We start from the raw sequence: 15,974 nt of genomic DNA on the forward strand, positions 1-15,974 counted from the left end.
AGGCGGGTCCGATCGCGCTGGTGTAAGGTAATCCGACACACGCTGTCGCAGATATTGGCAAACGAAGCGTGAATGCGCGGGATCGCGATCTGCCGCTCGCACATTGCACGCGCAGCCCGTATGAGCACCGGGAGCGTCGCGGGTAAGCGGCCGTCATACCGGGGGAAATCCATGTCGAATGCCGCGCCGATCGTCCCCGTCATCCTGTCGGGCGGATCGGGCACCCGTCTGTGGCCGATGTCGCGCCCCGAAAGGCCCAAGCAGTTGCTGGCGCTGACCGCCGAACAGACGATGCTGCAATTGACTGCGCAGCGCACCGCGGGCGAACGTTATGCCGCGCCGATCGTCGTCGCCAACGTGCGCCACGCGGACATGATCGACGAACAGCTCGCCGCCGCGACATGCGCCCCGCAGGCGCTGATCCTGGAGCCGGTCGCGCGCAACACCGCCCCCGCCATCGCGCTCGCCGCACTGGCGGCGACGGACGGCGCATCGCCGTTGCTGGTGATGCCGTCGGATCACGTCATCGGCGACATCGACGCCTTCCACGCCGCGATCGTCGCCGCGCTGCCCTTGGTCGCCGACGGCTGGCTGGTGACGTTTGGCATCGCCCCCGACGCGCCCGAAACGGGCTATGGCTATATCCAGATCGGCGAAGCGTTGGGCGAGGGCGTCCACGCGGTCAAACGCTTCGTCGAGAAACCGCCGCGCGCGATCGCGGAGACGATGCTGGCCAGCGGCGACCATGCGTGGAACGGCGGCATCTTCCTGTTCCGCGCCGACGCGTTCCTGAACGCGCTCGCCGAACACGCCCCCGCGATGCTGGACGCCGCGCAGGGTGCGATGGAAGCGGCAGACCGCACCGGCAACCGCATCACCCCCGACGCCGCCGCCTTCGCCGCCTCACCGTCCGAATCGATCGACTATGCGGTGATGGAAAAGGCCGCACGCGTCGCAGTGGTTCCGGTCGCGATGGGCTGGAACGACGTCGGCAGCTGGGACGCATTGCACGCGATCAGCGCCGCGGACGGGGCGGGCAACACCACGCGCGGCCGCGTCGTCGCGCTCGACACCAGCAACTGCCTGATCCAGTCCGACGGCGCGCGGATCGCGATCGTTGGGGTCAGCGACCTGATCGTCGTGGCGTCGGGCGATGACATATTGATCCTGCCGCGCGGCCGCAGCCAGGACGTGAAGAAGCTGCTCGAGGCGATGAAGGACGATTAATCCGCCACTTCTCCGCTATTCACAGGCTGTTCAATAGCCGCCGCCTATGCGACCCGTCATGACGATGTTCGCCGCCCTCTCGCTGATCGCGCTCGCCGCCGCCGCGCCTGTCGACCAGCGTCGCGACGGGCTGGCCGCGACGCAGGCGCGGCGCGAGGGCGTGATGAAAATCCGCGAGGTCGAACGCCGGATCATCCCCACGATGGGCGACGCGCAGTATCTTGGGTTCGACCTCGAAATGCCGAGCGGCGTTTACACGCTGAAGTTCCTGCGCGATGGAAATGTCATCTGGGTCGAGGTCGACGGACGATCGGGCCAGGTGATCGGCCGGAGCGGCCGATAGAGTTCCTTCGCCGGGCGATGCCTGCGGCAACACGGAGAGTTTCATGCGGGTATTGATCGTCGAGGACGAACCCAATCTCGGTCAGCAGTTGAAGAACACGCTGGAGGGCGCAGGCTATGCGATCGACCTCGCCACCGATGGTGAGGAGGGGCATTTTCTTGGCTCGACCGAGAATTACGACGCGGTCGTGCTCGACCTCGGCCTGCCCGAGATCGACGGACTGACGGTGCTCGATCGCTGGCGCAAAGAGGGCAAGACGATGCCCGTGCTGGTATTGACCGCGCGCGACAGCTGGTCCGACAAGGTCGCCGGACTGGACGCGGGGGCGGACGATTATGTCGCCAAACCATTCCAGAGCGAGGAACTGATCGCCCGCCTGCGCGCGCTGATCCGCCGCGCATCGGGTAATGCGTCGTCCGAACTTACCGCGGGCGACATCCGGCTCGACACGCGCAGCGGCAAAGTGACGCGCGCGGGCGAACCGGTGAAGATGACCGCGCAGGAATACAAACTGCTCAGCTACCTGCTCCATCACAAGGGCAAAGTGGTCAGCCGCACCGAGCTGATCGAACATATCTACGATCAGGATTTCGATCGCGATTCGAACACGATCGAGGTGTTCGTCACGCGTATCCGCAAGAAACTGGGGCAGGACGTCATCACCACGATCCGCGGCCTCGGCTACAGCCTGGAGGATCCCGCGGCCTGATGCGTTACAGGCTTGTGTCGCTCGCGTCCGGAACCGGTTCGTCCCACAATCCGATGTGGCGATAGTTTGCCTCGCGCCAGTCGTCCGACGGCGGCACGACCCGCGCCGTCATGCGTTCGGGCCGGGGCGGCGTGGCATAGGCCGGGGTGATCCCCGAAATGGTATAGGAAGCGATGAGAAAACCGCCAGCCATGCTCGCCAGCGCGCCGGACAGCCCGGCGACGATTAGCGCGGCGTGGTTTGTCTTCGGTCGCGACATCGCTGATCCCCTTGCCCTTGGCGTGAACGTCGCCGCGACCACCCGGTTCCCGGACGCGGCGGGATGAGCGCAGATGCGACGATACGGCCCGTCAAAGGCGGCGGTTCGCTCAGCCGCCGGATGATCGGTATCGCGGCGGTGTGGATCGTCGTGCTGCTGGCGGGCGGCGGCTTCGCGCTCGATCGCGTGCTGTCCAGCGCGGTCACGCAGAATTTCGACGATCAGCTCGAATATGTCCTGCGATCCCTGCTTGTCTCGGCCGAAATCGACCCGATCGGTGAGGTGAGTTTCAATCGCGAGCCCGCCGATCAGCGCTTCCTCGAACCCTATTCGGGGCTTTACTGGCAGGTGTCGGCAAAGGGGCATGAGGTTTTTCCGTCGCGTTCCTTATGGGATCGCCAGCTCGGCTTCGGCGCGGCGCACAACGACCGCGCTGTCCATATCTACGACAGCGAACAATTCGCCGACGAGAAGATCCGCGTCGTCGAACGCGACGTGACGCTGCCGCGCTCGACTGTGCGCTGGCGCTTCCAGGTCGCGCAAAGCCGCGACGGCCTCGACGCGCAGATACAGACATTGCGGCGGACATTGGTGCGCAGTTTCCTGCTGCTCGGTATCGGGCTGCTGATCCTTGCCGCGCTGCAGACCTTCTACGGGCTGTGGCCGCTCCGTCAGCTCCGCGACGAAATCGCGCTGATGCGCGCCGGCCGCGCGAACCGCATCGCGGGCAAGATGCCGATCGAGGTCGCCCCGATGGTCGAGGAGCTGAACGGGCTGGTCGCGCACAATGAGACGCAGGCGGAAGAGGCCCGCCGTCACGCGGGCAACCTCGCGCACGCGCTGAAGACCCCGCTGACCGTCATCATGAACGCCGCTACCGCGGGCAGCGACGATCTGGCCGACACCGTGGTGCGCGAGGCGCGGACGATGCGGCGGCAGGTCGACCACCACCTCGCCCGCGCCCGCGCCGTCGGCCGGCGGGGGTCGGCGCACAGCCGCGCGGAGGTGTGGCCCTCGGTCGAATCGGTCGATCGCGCCGTCGCCCGGCTCTATCCGCACGTCCGCATCGACATGGACGGCGTGAAGACCGCCATCGCGCATATCGAGCGGCAGGATCTCGACGAGATGATGGGCAATCTGGTCGAAAACGCCGCGAAATACGGCGGCGGCAGCGTGTTCGTCACGGTCGGCGTGCAGGCCGGGTTCGTTGAGATCATGGTCGAGGACGACGGACGCGGCATCCCGGAGGAAGACCGCCAGAGGATTTTCGACCGGGGGGTACGGCTCGATTCGGGGAAGCCGGGGACGGGGCTGGGGCTGGCGATCGTGCGTGACGTTGCGGAAATCTACGACGGCACGGTGTCGCTGGAGGAGAGCGAAGATCTGGGCGGGTTGCTGGTCCGGTTAAGGTTGCCGGCGGCGGGGTAGGCTAAAAATCCTCCCCGGCACGGGGAGGGGGACCAGCCGCAGGCTGGTGGAGGGGGCGTGCCACAGCAGACTCGCTCGCGGAGAGCCCCCTCCACCCCGCCGCTGCGCGTCGCGGTCCCCCTCCCTGTGCCGGGGAGGATCTGTTCAGGCAGCCACCCTCAACTCCTGCATCGCCCCCGCCGCGACCGTCAGGCTTTTCTTCCGCGCCTCATGGTCGAAGACCGAACTCGTCAGCATCACCTCGTCCACGCCGGTCCGCTCGACGAACGCCGCGATGCCGGCCGCGACCTTCGCCGGCGCGCCAACCGCCGAACATTGCAGCACATGATCCAGGATCGCCGCGTGCTGCGGCGGCAGGCTGTCGCGATAGCCCTCGACCGGCGGCTTCATCTTGCCCGGATTGCCGGTCCTGAGCGCAACGAACGCTTGCTGCTGAGAACTGGCGAGAAACTCGGCTTCCGCGTCTGTGTCTGCGGCGAACACGTTGAACCCGGCCATCGCATACGGCTTGTCCAATTGCGCCGAGGGCCGGAAGTCGCGGCGATAGATCGCCAGCGCCTGATCGAGCGCATCGGGCGCAAAATGCGAGGCGAAGGCGTAGGGCAGGCCGACGATCGCGGCCACTTGCGCACCGAACGTGCTCGACCCCAGAATCCACAGGTCGACGTTAGCGCCTGCACCCGGCGTCGCGACGATCCCGGTGCGGCCGTCGTCGGCGAAATAGCTCTGCAGTTCGACCACATCGTTCGGGAAAGCGTTTGGATCGCTGTCGAGCGTCCGGCGGATCGCCTGCGCGACGCGCTGGTCCGATCCCGGCGCGCGGCCGAGGCCAAGGTCGATCCGGCCGGGGAACAATGCGTCCAACGTCCCGAACTGCTCCGCGATCTGCAGCGGAGCGTGGTTCGGCAACATGATCCCGCCCGCGCCGACGCGGATCGTATTGGTCGCCGCACCGACGTGCGCGATCACCACCGCGGTGGCGGCCGACGCGATCCCAGCCATGCCGTGATGTTCGGCGACCCAGTAACGGTTGAAGCCGAGGCTTTCGGCGTGGCGCGCAAGGTCGGCGGCATTGGCCAGTGCCTGGGGGACGGAACCGCCTTCGACGACGGGCACGAGATCGAGCAGGGAATATGCGGTCATGGAAAGAGATGTGGGGGCAAGGGTTGCGGAACGCTACCCGGTTCGGGCTTTGCGCGCGGCAATCAAAGCTACCACCCAAATCCTCCCCGGCACGGGGAGGGGGACCGTCGCAGACGGTGGAGGGGCAGCCAAGCAGGACCAGCGCGCGTGGCTGCCCCTCCACCACGCCGCTGCGCGTCGCGGTCCCCCTCCCCGTGCCGGGGAGGAATTGGGTTGCGCCTTGCCCCCATCACCCCCGCGACCTACAGCCCCGCACCATGCCGCCCGGTCTCGATCACATTCGCACCTGGATCTTTGATCTCGACAATACCCTGTACCCCGCGAGCGCGAACCTGTTTGCGCGGATCGATGCGAAGATGACCGCCTTCATCGGCGATTTCCTGCAGGTTTCGCCGGAGGAAGCGCACCGCATCCAGAAGGAATATTTCCTCGGCCACGGCACGACGCTCGCCGGGCTGATGACCGAGCACGAGGTCGATCCGCACGCCTTCCTCGACTACGTCCATGATATCGAGATGGACGTGCTCGAACATGACGCGCCGCTCGCCGCCGCGATCGCGACGCTGCCGGGGCGCAAACTTGTCTTCACCAACGGCGATGCGCCCTATGCGCTGAAGGTGCTCGACCGGCTCGGCCTGAGCGGCAGTTTCGAGGCGGTCCACGACATCCACGCGATGGACCTGAAGCCCAAACCCGCGGAAAGCGCCTATGCCGGGCTCTGCGCGGCGTATGACATCGATCCGCACACCGCGATCTTCTTCGAGGATATGGCGCGCAATTTGAAACCGGCCAAGGCGATCGGGATGACGACGGTGTGGGTCGACAACGGTTCCGAACAGCATCACGACGCCGATCGCAGTTACGTCGATCACCACATCCACGACCTTACGACGTGGCTACAGACAATAACGGAGCGGGTATGAGTGAACTTCCGCAAACAATCGACGCCGCCTGGGAAGACCGTGCCGACATAGGCCTGAACACCGGCGGCGCGGTGCGCAGCGCGGTCGATGCGGCGCTAGCGCAGCTTGATGCCGGGACCGCGCGGGTCGCCGAACCGGACGGGCAGGGTGGTTGGCGGGTCAACCAATGGCTCAAGAAGGCGGTGCTGCTCAGCTTCCGTCTCAACGACAATTCTCTTATCGATAACGGCCCCGGCGCGGGCCATTGGTACGACAAGGTGCCGTCGAAGTTCAGCGGCTGGTCCGAGGCCGAATTCCGAGCCGCGGGCTTCCGCGCGGTGCCCGGCAGCGTCGTCCGCAGCGGCGCGTTCGTCGGCAAGGGCGCGGTCTTGATGCCCAGCTTCGTCAACATCGGCGCCTATGTCGGCGAAGGCACGATGGTCGACACCTGGGCGACGGTCGGATCATGCGCGCAGATCGGCCGCAACGTCCATATCTCGGGCGGCGCTGGGATCGGCGGCGTGCTGGAGCCGCTACAGGCCGACCCCGTCATCATTGGCGACGGCGCGTTCATCGGTGCACGCTCCGAAGTGGCGGAGGGTGTCCGCGTCGGCGAAGGCGCGGTGCTGTCGATGGGCGTCTATCTCGGCGCGTCGACTAAGATCATCGATCGTGAGAGCGGCGAAATCTTCCGCGGCGAAGTGCCGCCGTACGCCGTAGTGGTGCCCGGCTCGACTGGCGGAAATCTGGGACTTTACTGCGCGGTGATCGTCAAGCGCGTCGACGAACGCACCCGCTCGAAAACCAGCATCAACGAACTGCTGCGCGACTGATCTGCGCGAATGAAAAGGGGATAGAGATGCCAACAACCGCCAGCCAGGTGCTAGACCGGGTGCTCGTGCTCGAAATGGTCCGCGTGACCGAGGCCGCCGCGATCGCCGCCTCCACGCTCGTCGGGCGCGGCGACGAAAAGGCTGCCGACGCCGCCGCGGTGGAGGCGATGCGCGCCGCGCTGAACGATCTGTATATGGACGGCACCGTCGTGATCGGCGAGGGCGAGCGGGACGAGGCTCCGATGCTGTTCATCGGCGAAAAGGTCGGCTCCGCGATCGGCAAGGGGCCGAAGATCGATATCGCGCTCGATCCGCTGGAGGGCACCACGATCTGCGCCACGGCGGGGCCGAACAGCTTGGCCGTGCTGGCGATCGCGGAAGAGGGCGGGCTGCTCAACGCGCCCGACGTGTACATGGACAAGATCGCGGTCGGGCCGGGGTATCCCGACGGCATCATCGACCTCGATCGCTCCCCCACCGAGAACGTGAAGGCGGTCGCCAAGGCCAAGGGCGTCGAGCCGCGCGACATCATCGCCTGCGTGCTGGATCGCCCGCGCCACGAAAAGCTGATCGCCGAACTGCGTGCGGTTGGCTGCGGCATCATGCTGATCGGCGACGGCGACGTGGCGGGGGTGATCGCGACGACCAACCCCGACACCACGATCGACATCTACATGGGATCGGGCGGCGCGCCGGAGGGCGTGCTGGCGGCCGCGGCGCTGCGCTGCGTCGGCGGGCAGTTCAAGGGCCGCCTGTTGTTCCGCAACGACGACGAACGCGCGCGCGCCCGCAAATGGGGCGTGACCGATCTCGACAAGCAGTATGATTTGACCGAACTGGCCCGCGGCGACTGCATCTTCGCGGCGACCGGCGTGACCGACGGGTCGCTGCTGGCGGGGGTCAAGCGGCGCGTGGGCAAGATGACGACCGAGAGCGTCGTCATGCGCGCGTCGTCGGGCACGGTGCGCTGGGTGAAGGGCGAACACCGCATCTGACGATGCTGGTTCCCGCGGCGCTGGTGATCGCTCTCGTCGCGGCGAGCTGGCTGGTCCGCACGCATCTCCGTTTGCCCGGCAAGGGGCGGGATGCGGCCTATGCGACCGCGGCGGTGAAACAGGTCGCTGGGTTTGCGGTGCCTGCGCTGGCGGCGCTGTTGCTGATCGGGCGGGGCGGGGCGCTGGTCGTCATGCCGGGCGAGTTCGTCGTGGCGGGATGGACCGGCGATGCCGCCGACCTGTTGCCCGCGTTGGCGGTCGGTGTCGCTGGCGGGACGGTGATCGGGGCGCTCCTGGCCCGGCGGCGATGGCGGCGCACCGGGCGGCGAGGGCCTGTGCTGGGGGAGATCGGCTGGCTCAATCCCCGCAACCGGCGGGAGCTTGGTTGGACGACGCTGCTGGCGGTGTTGGCGGGCGTGTCGGAGGAGATGTTCTTCCGGTTGGTTCTCCCGTTGCTCGCTACGCTGGCGACCGGCAGTCTGCTTGCTGGGCAACTGGTCGCGCTGGCGATCTTCGGGGCGGCGCACCGCTATCAGGGACCGGCCGGCGTACTTGCCACGACCGCGCTCGGCGCGGTGTTCGCGGCGCTGTACCTCGCCAGCGGCAGCCTCTGGCTGGCGATTCTGGCGCACGTTCTGGTCGATCTTAACAGTCTGGTGATCCGTCCCGCCGTGACGGGGGCGTGGCGACGCGACTGACGTCGCATCCGTCCAAGCTTTTCGTTCGTATCAGGCTTATGCTGCACCGCACAGAAACGCTGCGATGGGACGTCGGATGCGCTTGAGATACGTCACGGCGGGGTTTTTCGCGGTACTGGCGTTTGCCGGGACCGCAGCGATTACCCTGATCGCGGCTTGAGATCAGGCCTTCAGCCGCCAGCCGGTACGGAAGATCGCGTAGATCGCGGCGAGGCAGGCGAACAGAAACGCGATCGTCACCGTCAGGCTCACGCCCAGCGCTACGTCGCTGGTCCCGAAGAAGGTCCAGCGGAAGCCGTTGATGAGGTACACGACCGGGTTGAACAGGGTGATCGTCCGCCACGGTTCGGGCAGGATCGACACCGAATAAAAGGCCCCGCCGAGGAACGTCAGCGGCGTGACGACGAGCAGGGGGATGACCTGCAATTGCTCGAATCCCTTCGCCCAGATGCCGATCGTGAAACCGAACAGACAGAAGGTCGCGGCGATCAACACCAGATAGCCGAGCATCGCGACCGGATGCGCGACGGGCAGGTCGACGAACAGATGCGCGGTGGCGAAGATCACCAGCCCGATCAGCACCGATTTCGTCGTCGCCGCACCGACATAGCCCAGCACGGTCTCCATCGGCGATAGCGGCGCGGACAGCAGTTCGTACATCGTGCCGGTGAATTTGGGCATGTAGATGCCCAGACTCGCATTCATGATGCTTTCGGAAAAGATCGCGAGCAGCATCAGTCCGGGCACGATGAACGCGCCGTACGGCACGCCCGACACCTGGCTCATCTGACTGCCGATCGCGGTGCCGAAGACGACGAAATACAACGTCGTGGTGATGACCGGGACGGCGAGACTGGTCCAGATCGTCCGCCCGAACCGCGCCATTTCGAAGCGATAGATCGCCCAGATGCCATGCAGGTTCATGCGCGTTCCCCCACCAGGTCGACGAAGATGTCTTCCAGGCTCGATTTCGAGGTCTCCAGATCCTTGAACGCGATGCCGAGTTCGCCGACGCGCTGGAGAAAGGACGGGATGCCGGTACGTTCCTCGGTCGCGTTGAAGACGTAGCGCAGCGTGTGACCGTCGTTGACCAATGCGGGGCTCCATTGTTCAAGCCCGTCGGGCACCGCGTCCATCGGCTCGACCAATGTCAGGTCCAGTTCGCGCTTCCCCAGCTTCGTCATCAGCGCGGCCTTGCTGTCGACCAGCAGCAGTTTCCCGCCGTTGATGACGCCAACGCGGTCGGCCATTTCCTCGGCTTCCTCGATGTAATGCGTCGTAAGGATGATCGTCGCGCCGCGGTCGCGCAGCTTGTGGACCAATTTCCACATATCCCGGCGCAGCGACACGTCGACGCCTGCTGTGGGTTCATCGAGGAACAGCACGTCAGGTTCGTGCGCCAGCGCCTTCGCGATCAGCACGCGGCGTTTCATTCCGCCCGACAATTCCATAATCTTGGCGTGGCGCTTGTCCCACAGCGACAGGTCGCGCAGCACCTGTTCGATGTAGTCGCTGTGGCCAGACCGCCCGAACAGGCGGCGGCTGAAGGTGACGGTCGCCAGCACGCTTTCGAACATGTCGACCGACAATTCCTGCGGCACCAGCCCGATCGCGCGGCGCGCCGCCTTGTAATCGCGCTGCGCGTCATGCCCCGCGACGGTGATCGTGCCCGAGGACGGCGTGACGATGCCGCAAATGCAAGAGATGAGCGTCGTCTTGCCCGCACCGTTCGGCCCGAGCAACGCGAAAATCTCGCCCTTGCGGATGTCGAGGTCGACGGTGTGAAGCGCGGTGACGCCGCCGGCGTAGGTCTTCGAGACGCCGGAGACGCTCAGGATCGTTTCGGTCATGCGGCCCCTGGATTTGTTACCGCAAAGGTCGGTGCGCGACGCCTGTGCCGCAACCCCCCTTATCAGGATTTGGCGCGCGTTGCGGCGATCGCGTCCTGCAATTGCTCGATCGGCACCGCGCCGGAGAGGACGCGGTCGCCCACGACCCAGCTCGGCGTGCCCGTTATGCCGAGCGTGGCGGCGACCGACAGGTTCTTCGCGATCTCCGCGTCCGCATCGTCAGGCAAACGTGCGATGTCGACACTTGTACTGCGCGCGGTCGCGGCGATCGTCGCGTCGGTCACCGGACCGGCGGCATAGAGCGCGTCGTGGAACGCCTTGTATTTGCCCTGAGCGGCGGCGGCGAGCGAGGCGCGCGCGGCGCTGCGGCTCGATTCCGCTAGGACGGGAAGCTCGCGGAACACCACGCGGAGGTTCTTGTCGCCCGCCACCAACCGCTCGATCACCGGCAGGCTGGCGCGGCAATACCCGCAATTGTAATCGAAATACTCGACGAGCGTGACGTCGGCGTTCGGGTTGCCGATCCACGCCCCGGCATAGGGCTGTTCGATCTTGCCACGGCTGGCGGAAACCGCCTTGCCCGTCTCGCGCTCCTGCAATTTCTGCATCGCCTGCGGGATCAGCTCGGGATTGGCGAGGACATAGTCGCGCACCACGCGTTCCACCTGCGCGCGATTGGCGGTGGTCAGGTCGCCCGGCGCGACGCGCGCGGCCAGCCACATCCCGCCCGCGCCGAACGCCGCGCCGATCACGACGAGCGCGAGCATCATCATGCGTTGGTTCATAAGAGGGGATTCATTTGCGTTTAAACTTCTTCGGATTGTCCTGGATGTCGTTTTGCGCGGTGATCGCGATGTCCTGCGCGCGAATCCAGTCGGGGGTGTTGGGGGGAATCCCGGCGAGCGCGGCGCGCGCGCTTAGCGCGGCGGTCGGGCTGTCGCCGACCATGCTGGCGCGTTCGGCGCTGGCGAGGGCAGCGCGGGCGGTGTCGCCGGTGCGTTCATAGACGGTGCCCAACTGCAGCCAGGCGAACGGGTTCTGATCGTCGCGCGCGACCGCAGTGCGCAGCACCTTCGTCGCCTCGGGGAAATTCGCCTGATCCTCGGTCGCGATCAGGGCGTGGCCGAGCGTGGTGCCGATCAGCGGGTTGCTGCCCGACCCCTGAAACGCCTTGCGCAACGGGGGAAGCGCATCCTTCGGCTTGCCCGCCTCGAGCAGTATCTGCCCCTCTATCTCCAGAAAATAGGGGTCGCTCGGTTTGGCGGCGATCAGCGCGTTGGTTTCGGCATTGGCTTTGTCGGGATAGCCGGCGCGGTGATAGGCGTAGGCGCGCGCGTAATGCGCGTAGATCGACTGGTCGCTGTCGGGATATTTCTGCAGCGCCTGCGGGGGCGGCATCAGGTAACCGTCGAGCTTCGCCTTCACCCGCTTGAACCGTTCTTCCCAATCCTGATTGAGCGGCTTGTTCCAGGCGGGGGATGCCTCCATCGTTTCGGTCAGGTTGGCGACGCGCTCGCTCGATACGGGATGGTCGAGCATGAATTCCATCTTGCGCGAGATGCCGTAGCGATATTCCATCTGCTGCAATTGCTTGAAGAAATTCAGATAACCCTTGCCGCTGATCCCGGCTGCGTTGAGGTAGCGCGCGCCCGCCGCATCGGTCGACGCCTCCTGCGCGCGCGAGAACGAGAGATAATTGCTCATCGCCGCCTGTTGCCCCGCGGCGAGGACGCCCATTCCCGCTTCTCCGCCGCCCGCCGCCATCGCCGCGAGGCCGAGCACGAGGCTGAGGATCGAGATGCCGGTCGCAGCCTTAGTTCCGCGATCGCCAAGGACGACGTGACCACCGGCGATATGGCCCAGCTCGTGCGCGATCACACCCTGAACCTCATTGGCGGTTTTTGCCGCCTGCAATGTACCGGAATGAATATAGACGACCTGCCCACCCGCGACGAAAGCGTTGATCGAATCGTCGTTGATCAGCACGACTTTCACGTCGCGGGGGCTGAGGCCCGCGGCGGTGATCAGCGGCGCGGTCATGTCGGCCAGCAGCGCCTCGGTCTCGGCATCGCGCAGCACCGACTGCGCGCGCGCGGGCTGGGCGAGCACGAGAATCGCGACCGCGATCATCGCCAGCAAGTGCCGCCAGAACGGCGAATGTTGAGAATGTTGAGACGCTGGCGCTGTTTTGCCGGACCGCAGGGTGGTGATGTTCAACGCCATGAACGCCTTACAGCACAACGTGACCGTGTAGGACAGTCCGACGCGGTAGCCGGGGGTATGCGGCGGTTTGCATGAACCGGTGTGGAATGATCCACGGCCCGTGTGCTTCGACTTCGCTCAGCACGAACGGGGTCGGGGCCGCGGTCGAGCCTCAAAAACCATCACCCCAGCGGAGGCTGGGTGATGGTTGGGAGATCGGGTGCCAGAGAGCCGGAAACGCCCGCATCGAAGGACAGGCCTGGAAGCCTGTGCTTCGATGCGGCGCATTTACCGCCGCTTACGCCCCGAAGGTGCGCTGCCACCAGCCGCGGCGGGGGGAGCCGTCGGCGTTGGTGCCGCCGCCTTCTTCGCCGTCGGCCGCTCCTTCCGCAGCGTCGTTCGCCGGTGCCGCAGTTGCGGGAGCGACGCTGGGAGCAGGCGTAGCCACCTCGGCTACCGCCGCCTCCGGCGCGTCGGCCTTTTTGCGGCGGGTGCGCTTCGGCTTGGCGGGCGCGTCCTCGGCGACCGGCTCCTCCGCGACCGGCTCGATCACCGGAGCAATCGCTTCTTCGGCAACGACGTCGGCCTTCTTGCGGCGCGACCTTTTGGGCTTCGGCGCATCTTCGGCGACCGGTGCGGACGCCTCGGCGTCAGCCTCGACCGGAGCGGCCTCTACCGGGGCCGCCACGACCGGCGCATTGGCGCGGGCGCCGGGACGACGGCGCGTCCGTGGGGCGGGCGCTTCCTCGACTGCGACGGGCGCTTCGCCGACGAACTCCGGCGCTGCCTCGGCTTCGGCCGTGTCGCTCGCAGGCGCTTCGCCAGCTTTCGCCCCTTCGCCACCACCCTCACGACGACGACCACGGCGTCCGCGACGGCTGCGACGACGGCCTTCGCGTTCGGCGTCGGCGCTGACTTCGCCGGTCGCTTCGACCTCGTCCTGTTCGCCGTCGGTCTCGACCTCGGCATCGCCTTCGGAAGCTTCACCGCGCTCGGCCTGCTCTTCACCCTCAGTCCGCGCACGACCGCGACGGCCGCGACGACGGCGGCGGCGACGGCCGCCCTCGCGTTCTTCGCGATCACCCTCGGGGCGTTCGGCGCGTTCCGCACGCGGCGCGCGCGCCTCCTGCGCCTCTTCCTCTTCGGCCTCGTCCTCTTCCTCGATCTCGACCTCGTCGAAATCCTCCTCTTCCTCCTCGACCAGCGCCTCGAACTTAGGGGCGTAGGCGGGCGGCGGACCGGAGGCTTCGACGCTCATCCGTGCGCCTTCCTGCTCACCGTCGGGCAGGATTTCGACGCGCACGCCGTAGCGATCCTCGATCTCGGCGATGTCGGCGCGCTTGCGGTTCAGCACGTAGACCGCCGCCTCGACAGACGCGCGCAGCGTCAGCAGCGAGCCGCGGCCACGAGCGGCCTCATCCTCGATCAGGCGCAGCGCGGACAGCCCCGCCGACGATGCGGTGCGAACGAGGCCAGTGCCCTCGCAATGCGGACAGGCGCGGGTCGACGCCTCAAGCACCCCGGTGCGCAGACGCTGGCGGCTCATCTCCATCAACCCGAACGACGAAATGCGACCCACCTGAATGCGCGCGCGATCGTCCTTCAGCGCCTCCTTCATCGCCTTCTCGACCTTCCGGACATTGGAATTATTGTCCATGTCGATGAAGTCGATGACCACCAGGCCCGCCATGTCGCGCAGCCGCAGCTGGCGCGCGATTTCCTGTGCGGCCTCAAGGTTGGTCGCGGTCGCGGTCTGTTCGATATTGTGTTCGCGGGTCGAACGCCCGGAGTTGATGTCGATCGAAACGAGCGCCTCGGTCGGGTTGATAACCAGATAGCCGCCCGATTTCAGCTGCACGACCGGATGGTACATCGCGGCCAGCTGATCCTCGACGCCCGCGCGCTGATACAGCGGTACGGGATCGCTGTAATGCTTCACGCGACGCGCGTGGCTGGGCATCAGCAGCTTCATGAACTCGCGCGCCTGACGATAACCGTCGTCGCCCTCGACGATCACCTCGTCGATGTCCTTGTTGTAGATGTCGCGGATCGCGCGCTTCATCAGATCGCTGTCGCCATAGACCAAGGCAGGCGCGTCCGACGACAACGTCTTCTCGCGAATTTCGTCCCACAGCCGGGCGAGGTAATCGAAGTCGCGCTTGATCTCGACCTTGGTGCGCTGGAGGCCCGCGGTGCGGACGATGCAGCCCATCGACGGCGGCAGCTTCAGGTCCGCCATGATCGTCTTCAGCCGCTTGCGATCGCCCGCGTTGCTGATCTTCCGGCTGATCCCACCGCCATGCGACGTGTTGGGCATCAGCACGCAATAACGGCCGGCGAGCGACAGATACGTCGTCAGCGCCGCGCCCTTGTTGCCGCGCTCTTCCTTGACGACCTGCACCAGCAGCACCTGACGGCGGCGGATCACGTCCTGAATCTTGTAGCGGCGGCGCAGGTTCATGCGGCGTTGGCGCAGCGCCTCGACCTGATCGTCGTTACCGTTCGACTTCCGGCGCGGCGCGGCGTCGGCCGAACCCTCGGCATCGGGCGTGTCGTCCTCGTCGCCGTGACCGCGATCATCCTCGAAGCCAGCGTCCTCGGCCTCGTCGTGATCGTCGTGATCCTCGTCGTCGTCCTGCGCCGCGCGCAGTTCGGCTTCCTCGGCGGCGTGTTCGGCCTCCTCACGCAGCAGCGCGTCGCGATCCTCCTTCGGGATCTGGTAATAATCAGGATGGATTTCGCTGAACGCCAGGAACCCGTGGCGATTGCCGCCGTAGTCGATGAACGCCGCCTGCAGCGACGGCTCGACGCGGGTGACCTTGGCTAGGTAGATATTTCCTTTGAGCTGCTTGCGCTCGGCACTCTCGAAATCGAATTCCTCGATCCGGTTACCCTTGACCACCGCCACACGGGTTTCTTCCCGGTGGCGTGCGTCGATCAGCATACGCGTTGTCATATGTTATTCTCCGGGCGCGGCACACGCCGCCGGGCGGCGGGCTCACGCGATAAGGGGGCGCTGACGGCCAGACATGGCCGGTCACGCTGAGTACGAAAAATGCCTTCGCTCGCCGCGCACGCCGGGGCGCATCGCCCGCGGACAGCCCCGCAACCGCACCGCCGGCACGTGCCGGGCGGATCAGCGGGCGGGGAAAATGCGACATTCGAACGTCAACCTGAAGGCCCGTCCCGATTGAACGCCGGGCGGGCGGTGGGCCGGGGAACAAGGTGCGAGAACACGCACCTTTCCGGTTATCGTCACGACTAGCACCGGACGCGACCCGCATCAACTGGCAGAACCTTGCCGGATCACCGGCAAAAACTTGCCTACCGCGCGATTAACCGCGCCCGGCAACCACGCCTTGAAACCCTGACCGCTACGACGGTC

The 15,974-nt window shown here is 66.3% G+C and carries 15 protein-coding genes; 8 read left to right on the forward strand and 7 right to left on the reverse strand.

Going from position 1 to position 15,974, the window contains the following annotated elements; all coding sequences use genetic code 11:
- Window positions 1–171: 171 nt before the first annotated feature.
- From M0208_RS16185 to M0208_RS16195, 3 genes are read left to right on the forward strand one after another with little or no spacing between them, the layout of a single operon-like run.
- On the forward strand, window positions 172–1,227 hold the full coding sequence (locus M0208_RS16185) for a mannose-1-phosphate guanylyltransferase/mannose-6-phosphate isomerase (protein ID WP_258892698.1): 1,056 nt from the start codon (window positions 172–174) through the stop codon (window positions 1,225–1,227).
- A gap of 58 nt (window positions 1,228–1,285) precedes the next feature.
- Window positions 1,286–1,570: a hypothetical protein gene (locus M0208_RS16190; protein ID WP_258892699.1), complete on the forward strand. Its 285-nt coding sequence runs from the start codon at window positions 1,286–1,288 to the stop codon at window positions 1,568–1,570.
- 43 nt (window positions 1,571–1,613) lie between these two features.
- On the forward strand, window positions 1,614–2,279 hold the full coding sequence (locus M0208_RS16195) for a response regulator transcription factor (RefSeq protein ID WP_258892700.1): 666 nt from the start codon (window positions 1,614–1,616) through the stop codon (window positions 2,277–2,279).
- Window positions 2,280–2,283: 4 nt separating this feature from the next.
- On the opposite strand, the gene M0208_RS16200 is transcribed toward M0208_RS16195, so the two are convergent.
- Entirely contained in the window at window positions 2,284–2,538 is a 255-nt protein-coding gene (locus M0208_RS16200) for a hypothetical protein (protein WP_258892701.1), read from the reverse strand.
- A 63-nt stretch (window positions 2,539–2,601) separates the two neighbouring features.
- On the opposite strand from M0208_RS16200, the gene M0208_RS16205 reads away from it, so the two are divergent.
- The gene (locus M0208_RS16205) at window positions 2,602–3,966 is read left to right on the forward strand and encodes a sensor histidine kinase (protein WP_258892702.1); all 1,365 of its coding nucleotides are present in this window, start codon (window positions 2,602–2,604) and stop codon (window positions 3,964–3,966) included.
- 144 nt (window positions 3,967–4,110) lie between these two features.
- Here M0208_RS16205 and M0208_RS16210 read toward each other — a convergent pair whose 3' ends face one another.
- A complete protein-coding gene (locus tag M0208_RS16210) occupies window positions 4,111–5,109 on the reverse strand; it encodes an LLM class flavin-dependent oxidoreductase (RefSeq protein ID WP_258892703.1) in 999 nt (332 codons plus the stop codon).
- A gap of 257 nt (window positions 5,110–5,366) precedes the next feature.
- On the opposite strand from M0208_RS16210, the gene M0208_RS16215 reads away from it, so the two are divergent.
- The 4 genes from M0208_RS16215 to M0208_RS16230 are packed head-to-tail and all read left to right on the forward strand — an operon-like array spanning window position 5,367 to window position 8,537.
- Complete coding sequence (locus M0208_RS16215) at window positions 5,367–6,032, forward strand: pyrimidine 5'-nucleotidase (protein ID WP_258892704.1); 666 nt, start codon at window positions 5,367–5,369, stop codon at window positions 6,030–6,032.
- Window positions 6,029–6,844, forward strand: coding sequence for a 2,3,4,5-tetrahydropyridine-2,6-dicarboxylate N-succinyltransferase (dapD, locus tag M0208_RS16220; protein ID WP_258892705.1), 816 nt, complete (start codon window positions 6,029–6,031; stop codon window positions 6,842–6,844). The genes M0208_RS16215 and dapD overlap by 4 nt, the downstream gene beginning before the upstream one ends.
- A gap of 26 nt (window positions 6,845–6,870) precedes the next feature.
- Complete coding sequence (gene glpX / locus M0208_RS16225; protein WP_258892706.1) at window positions 6,871–7,839, forward strand: class II fructose-bisphosphatase; 969 nt, start codon at window positions 6,871–6,873, stop codon at window positions 7,837–7,839.
- Between the two features lie 2 nt (window positions 7,840–7,841).
- Window positions 7,842–8,537, forward strand: a complete 696-nt coding sequence (locus tag M0208_RS16230) for a CPBP family intramembrane glutamic endopeptidase (protein ID WP_258892707.1) — start codon at window positions 7,842–7,844, stop codon at window positions 8,535–8,537.
- 162 nt (window positions 8,538–8,699) lie between these two features.
- Here M0208_RS16230 and M0208_RS16235 read toward each other — a convergent pair whose 3' ends face one another.
- The 5 genes from M0208_RS16235 to M0208_RS16255 all read right to left on the reverse strand — a co-directional run bounded on the left by M0208_RS16235 (window position 8,700) and on the right by M0208_RS16255 (window position 15,533).
- On the reverse strand, window positions 8,700–9,461 hold the full coding sequence (locus M0208_RS16235) for an ABC transporter permease (RefSeq protein WP_258892708.1): 762 nt from the start codon (window positions 9,459–9,461) through the stop codon (window positions 8,700–8,702).
- Window positions 9,458–10,387 (reverse strand): ABC transporter ATP-binding protein, encoded by a 930-nt coding sequence (locus tag M0208_RS16240; RefSeq protein WP_258892709.1) that lies wholly within the window; start codon window positions 10,385–10,387, stop codon window positions 9,458–9,460. The genes M0208_RS16235 and M0208_RS16240 overlap by 4 nt, the downstream gene beginning before the upstream one ends.
- A 62-nt stretch (window positions 10,388–10,449) precedes the next feature.
- The gene (locus M0208_RS16245; protein WP_258892710.1) at window positions 10,450–11,172 is read right to left on the reverse strand and encodes a DsbA family protein; all 723 of its coding nucleotides are present in this window, start codon (window positions 11,170–11,172) and stop codon (window positions 10,450–10,452) included.
- A 10-nt stretch (window positions 11,173–11,182) separates the two neighbouring features.
- Complete coding sequence (locus tag M0208_RS16250; protein WP_258893286.1) at window positions 11,183–12,517, reverse strand: M48 family metalloprotease; 1,335 nt, start codon at window positions 12,515–12,517, stop codon at window positions 11,183–11,185.
- Between the two features lie 370 nt (window positions 12,518–12,887).
- Entirely contained in the window at window positions 12,888–15,533 is a 2,646-nt protein-coding gene (locus tag M0208_RS16255; RefSeq protein WP_258893287.1) for a ribonuclease E/G, read from the reverse strand.
- Between the last annotated feature and the right edge of the window lie 441 nt (window positions 15,534–15,974).

Origin of the sequence: Sphingomonas sp. SUN019 (genome assembly GCF_024758705.1) — a bacterium.
GTDB lineage: Bacteria > Pseudomonadota > Alphaproteobacteria > Sphingomonadales > Sphingomonadaceae > Sphingomonas.

What these genes read in the sequence shown, in the direction of transcription:
- M0208_RS16185 (WP_258892698.1), top strand. Translation starts at nt 172, where the DNA reads ATGTCGAATGCCGCGCCGATCGTCCCCGTCATCCTGTCGGGCGGATCG.
- M0208_RS16190 (WP_258892699.1), top strand. Translation starts at nt 1,286, where the DNA reads ATGACGATGTTCGCCGCCCTCTCGCTGATCGCGCTCGCCGCCGCCGCG.
- M0208_RS16195 (WP_258892700.1), top strand. Translation starts at nt 1,614, where the DNA reads ATGCGGGTATTGATCGTCGAGGACGAACCCAATCTCGGTCAGCAGTTG.
- M0208_RS16200 (WP_258892701.1), bottom strand. Translation starts at nt 2,538, where the DNA reads ATGTCGCGACCGAAGACAAACCACGCCGCGCTAATCGTCGCCGGGCTG.
- M0208_RS16205 (WP_258892702.1), top strand. Translation starts at nt 2,602, where the DNA reads ATGAGCGCAGATGCGACGATACGGCCCGTCAAAGGCGGCGGTTCGCTC.
- M0208_RS16210 (WP_258892703.1), bottom strand. Translation starts at nt 5,109, where the DNA reads ATGACCGCATATTCCCTGCTCGATCTCGTGCCCGTCGTCGAAGGCGGT.
- M0208_RS16215 (WP_258892704.1), top strand. Translation starts at nt 5,367, where the DNA reads ATGCCGCCCGGTCTCGATCACATTCGCACCTGGATCTTTGATCTCGAC.
- dapD (WP_258892705.1), top strand. Translation starts at nt 6,029, where the DNA reads ATGAGTGAACTTCCGCAAACAATCGACGCCGCCTGGGAAGACCGTGCC.
- glpX (WP_258892706.1), top strand. Translation starts at nt 6,871, where the DNA reads ATGCCAACAACCGCCAGCCAGGTGCTAGACCGGGTGCTCGTGCTCGAA.
- M0208_RS16230 (WP_258892707.1), top strand. Translation starts at nt 7,842, where the DNA reads ATGCTGGTTCCCGCGGCGCTGGTGATCGCTCTCGTCGCGGCGAGCTGG.
- M0208_RS16235 (WP_258892708.1), bottom strand. Translation starts at nt 9,461, where the DNA reads ATGAACCTGCATGGCATCTGGGCGATCTATCGCTTCGAAATGGCGCGG.
- M0208_RS16240 (WP_258892709.1), bottom strand. Translation starts at nt 10,387, where the DNA reads ATGACCGAAACGATCCTGAGCGTCTCCGGCGTCTCGAAGACCTACGCC.
- M0208_RS16245 (WP_258892710.1), bottom strand. Translation starts at nt 11,172, where the DNA reads ATGAACCAACGCATGATGATGCTCGCGCTCGTCGTGATCGGCGCGGCG.
- M0208_RS16250 (WP_258893286.1), bottom strand. Translation starts at nt 12,517, where the DNA reads ATGATCGCGGTCGCGATTCTCGTGCTCGCCCAGCCCGCGCGCGCGCAG.
- M0208_RS16255 (WP_258893287.1), bottom strand. Translation starts at nt 15,533, where the DNA reads ATGCTGATCGACGCACGCCACCGGGAAGAAACCCGTGTGGCGGTGGTC.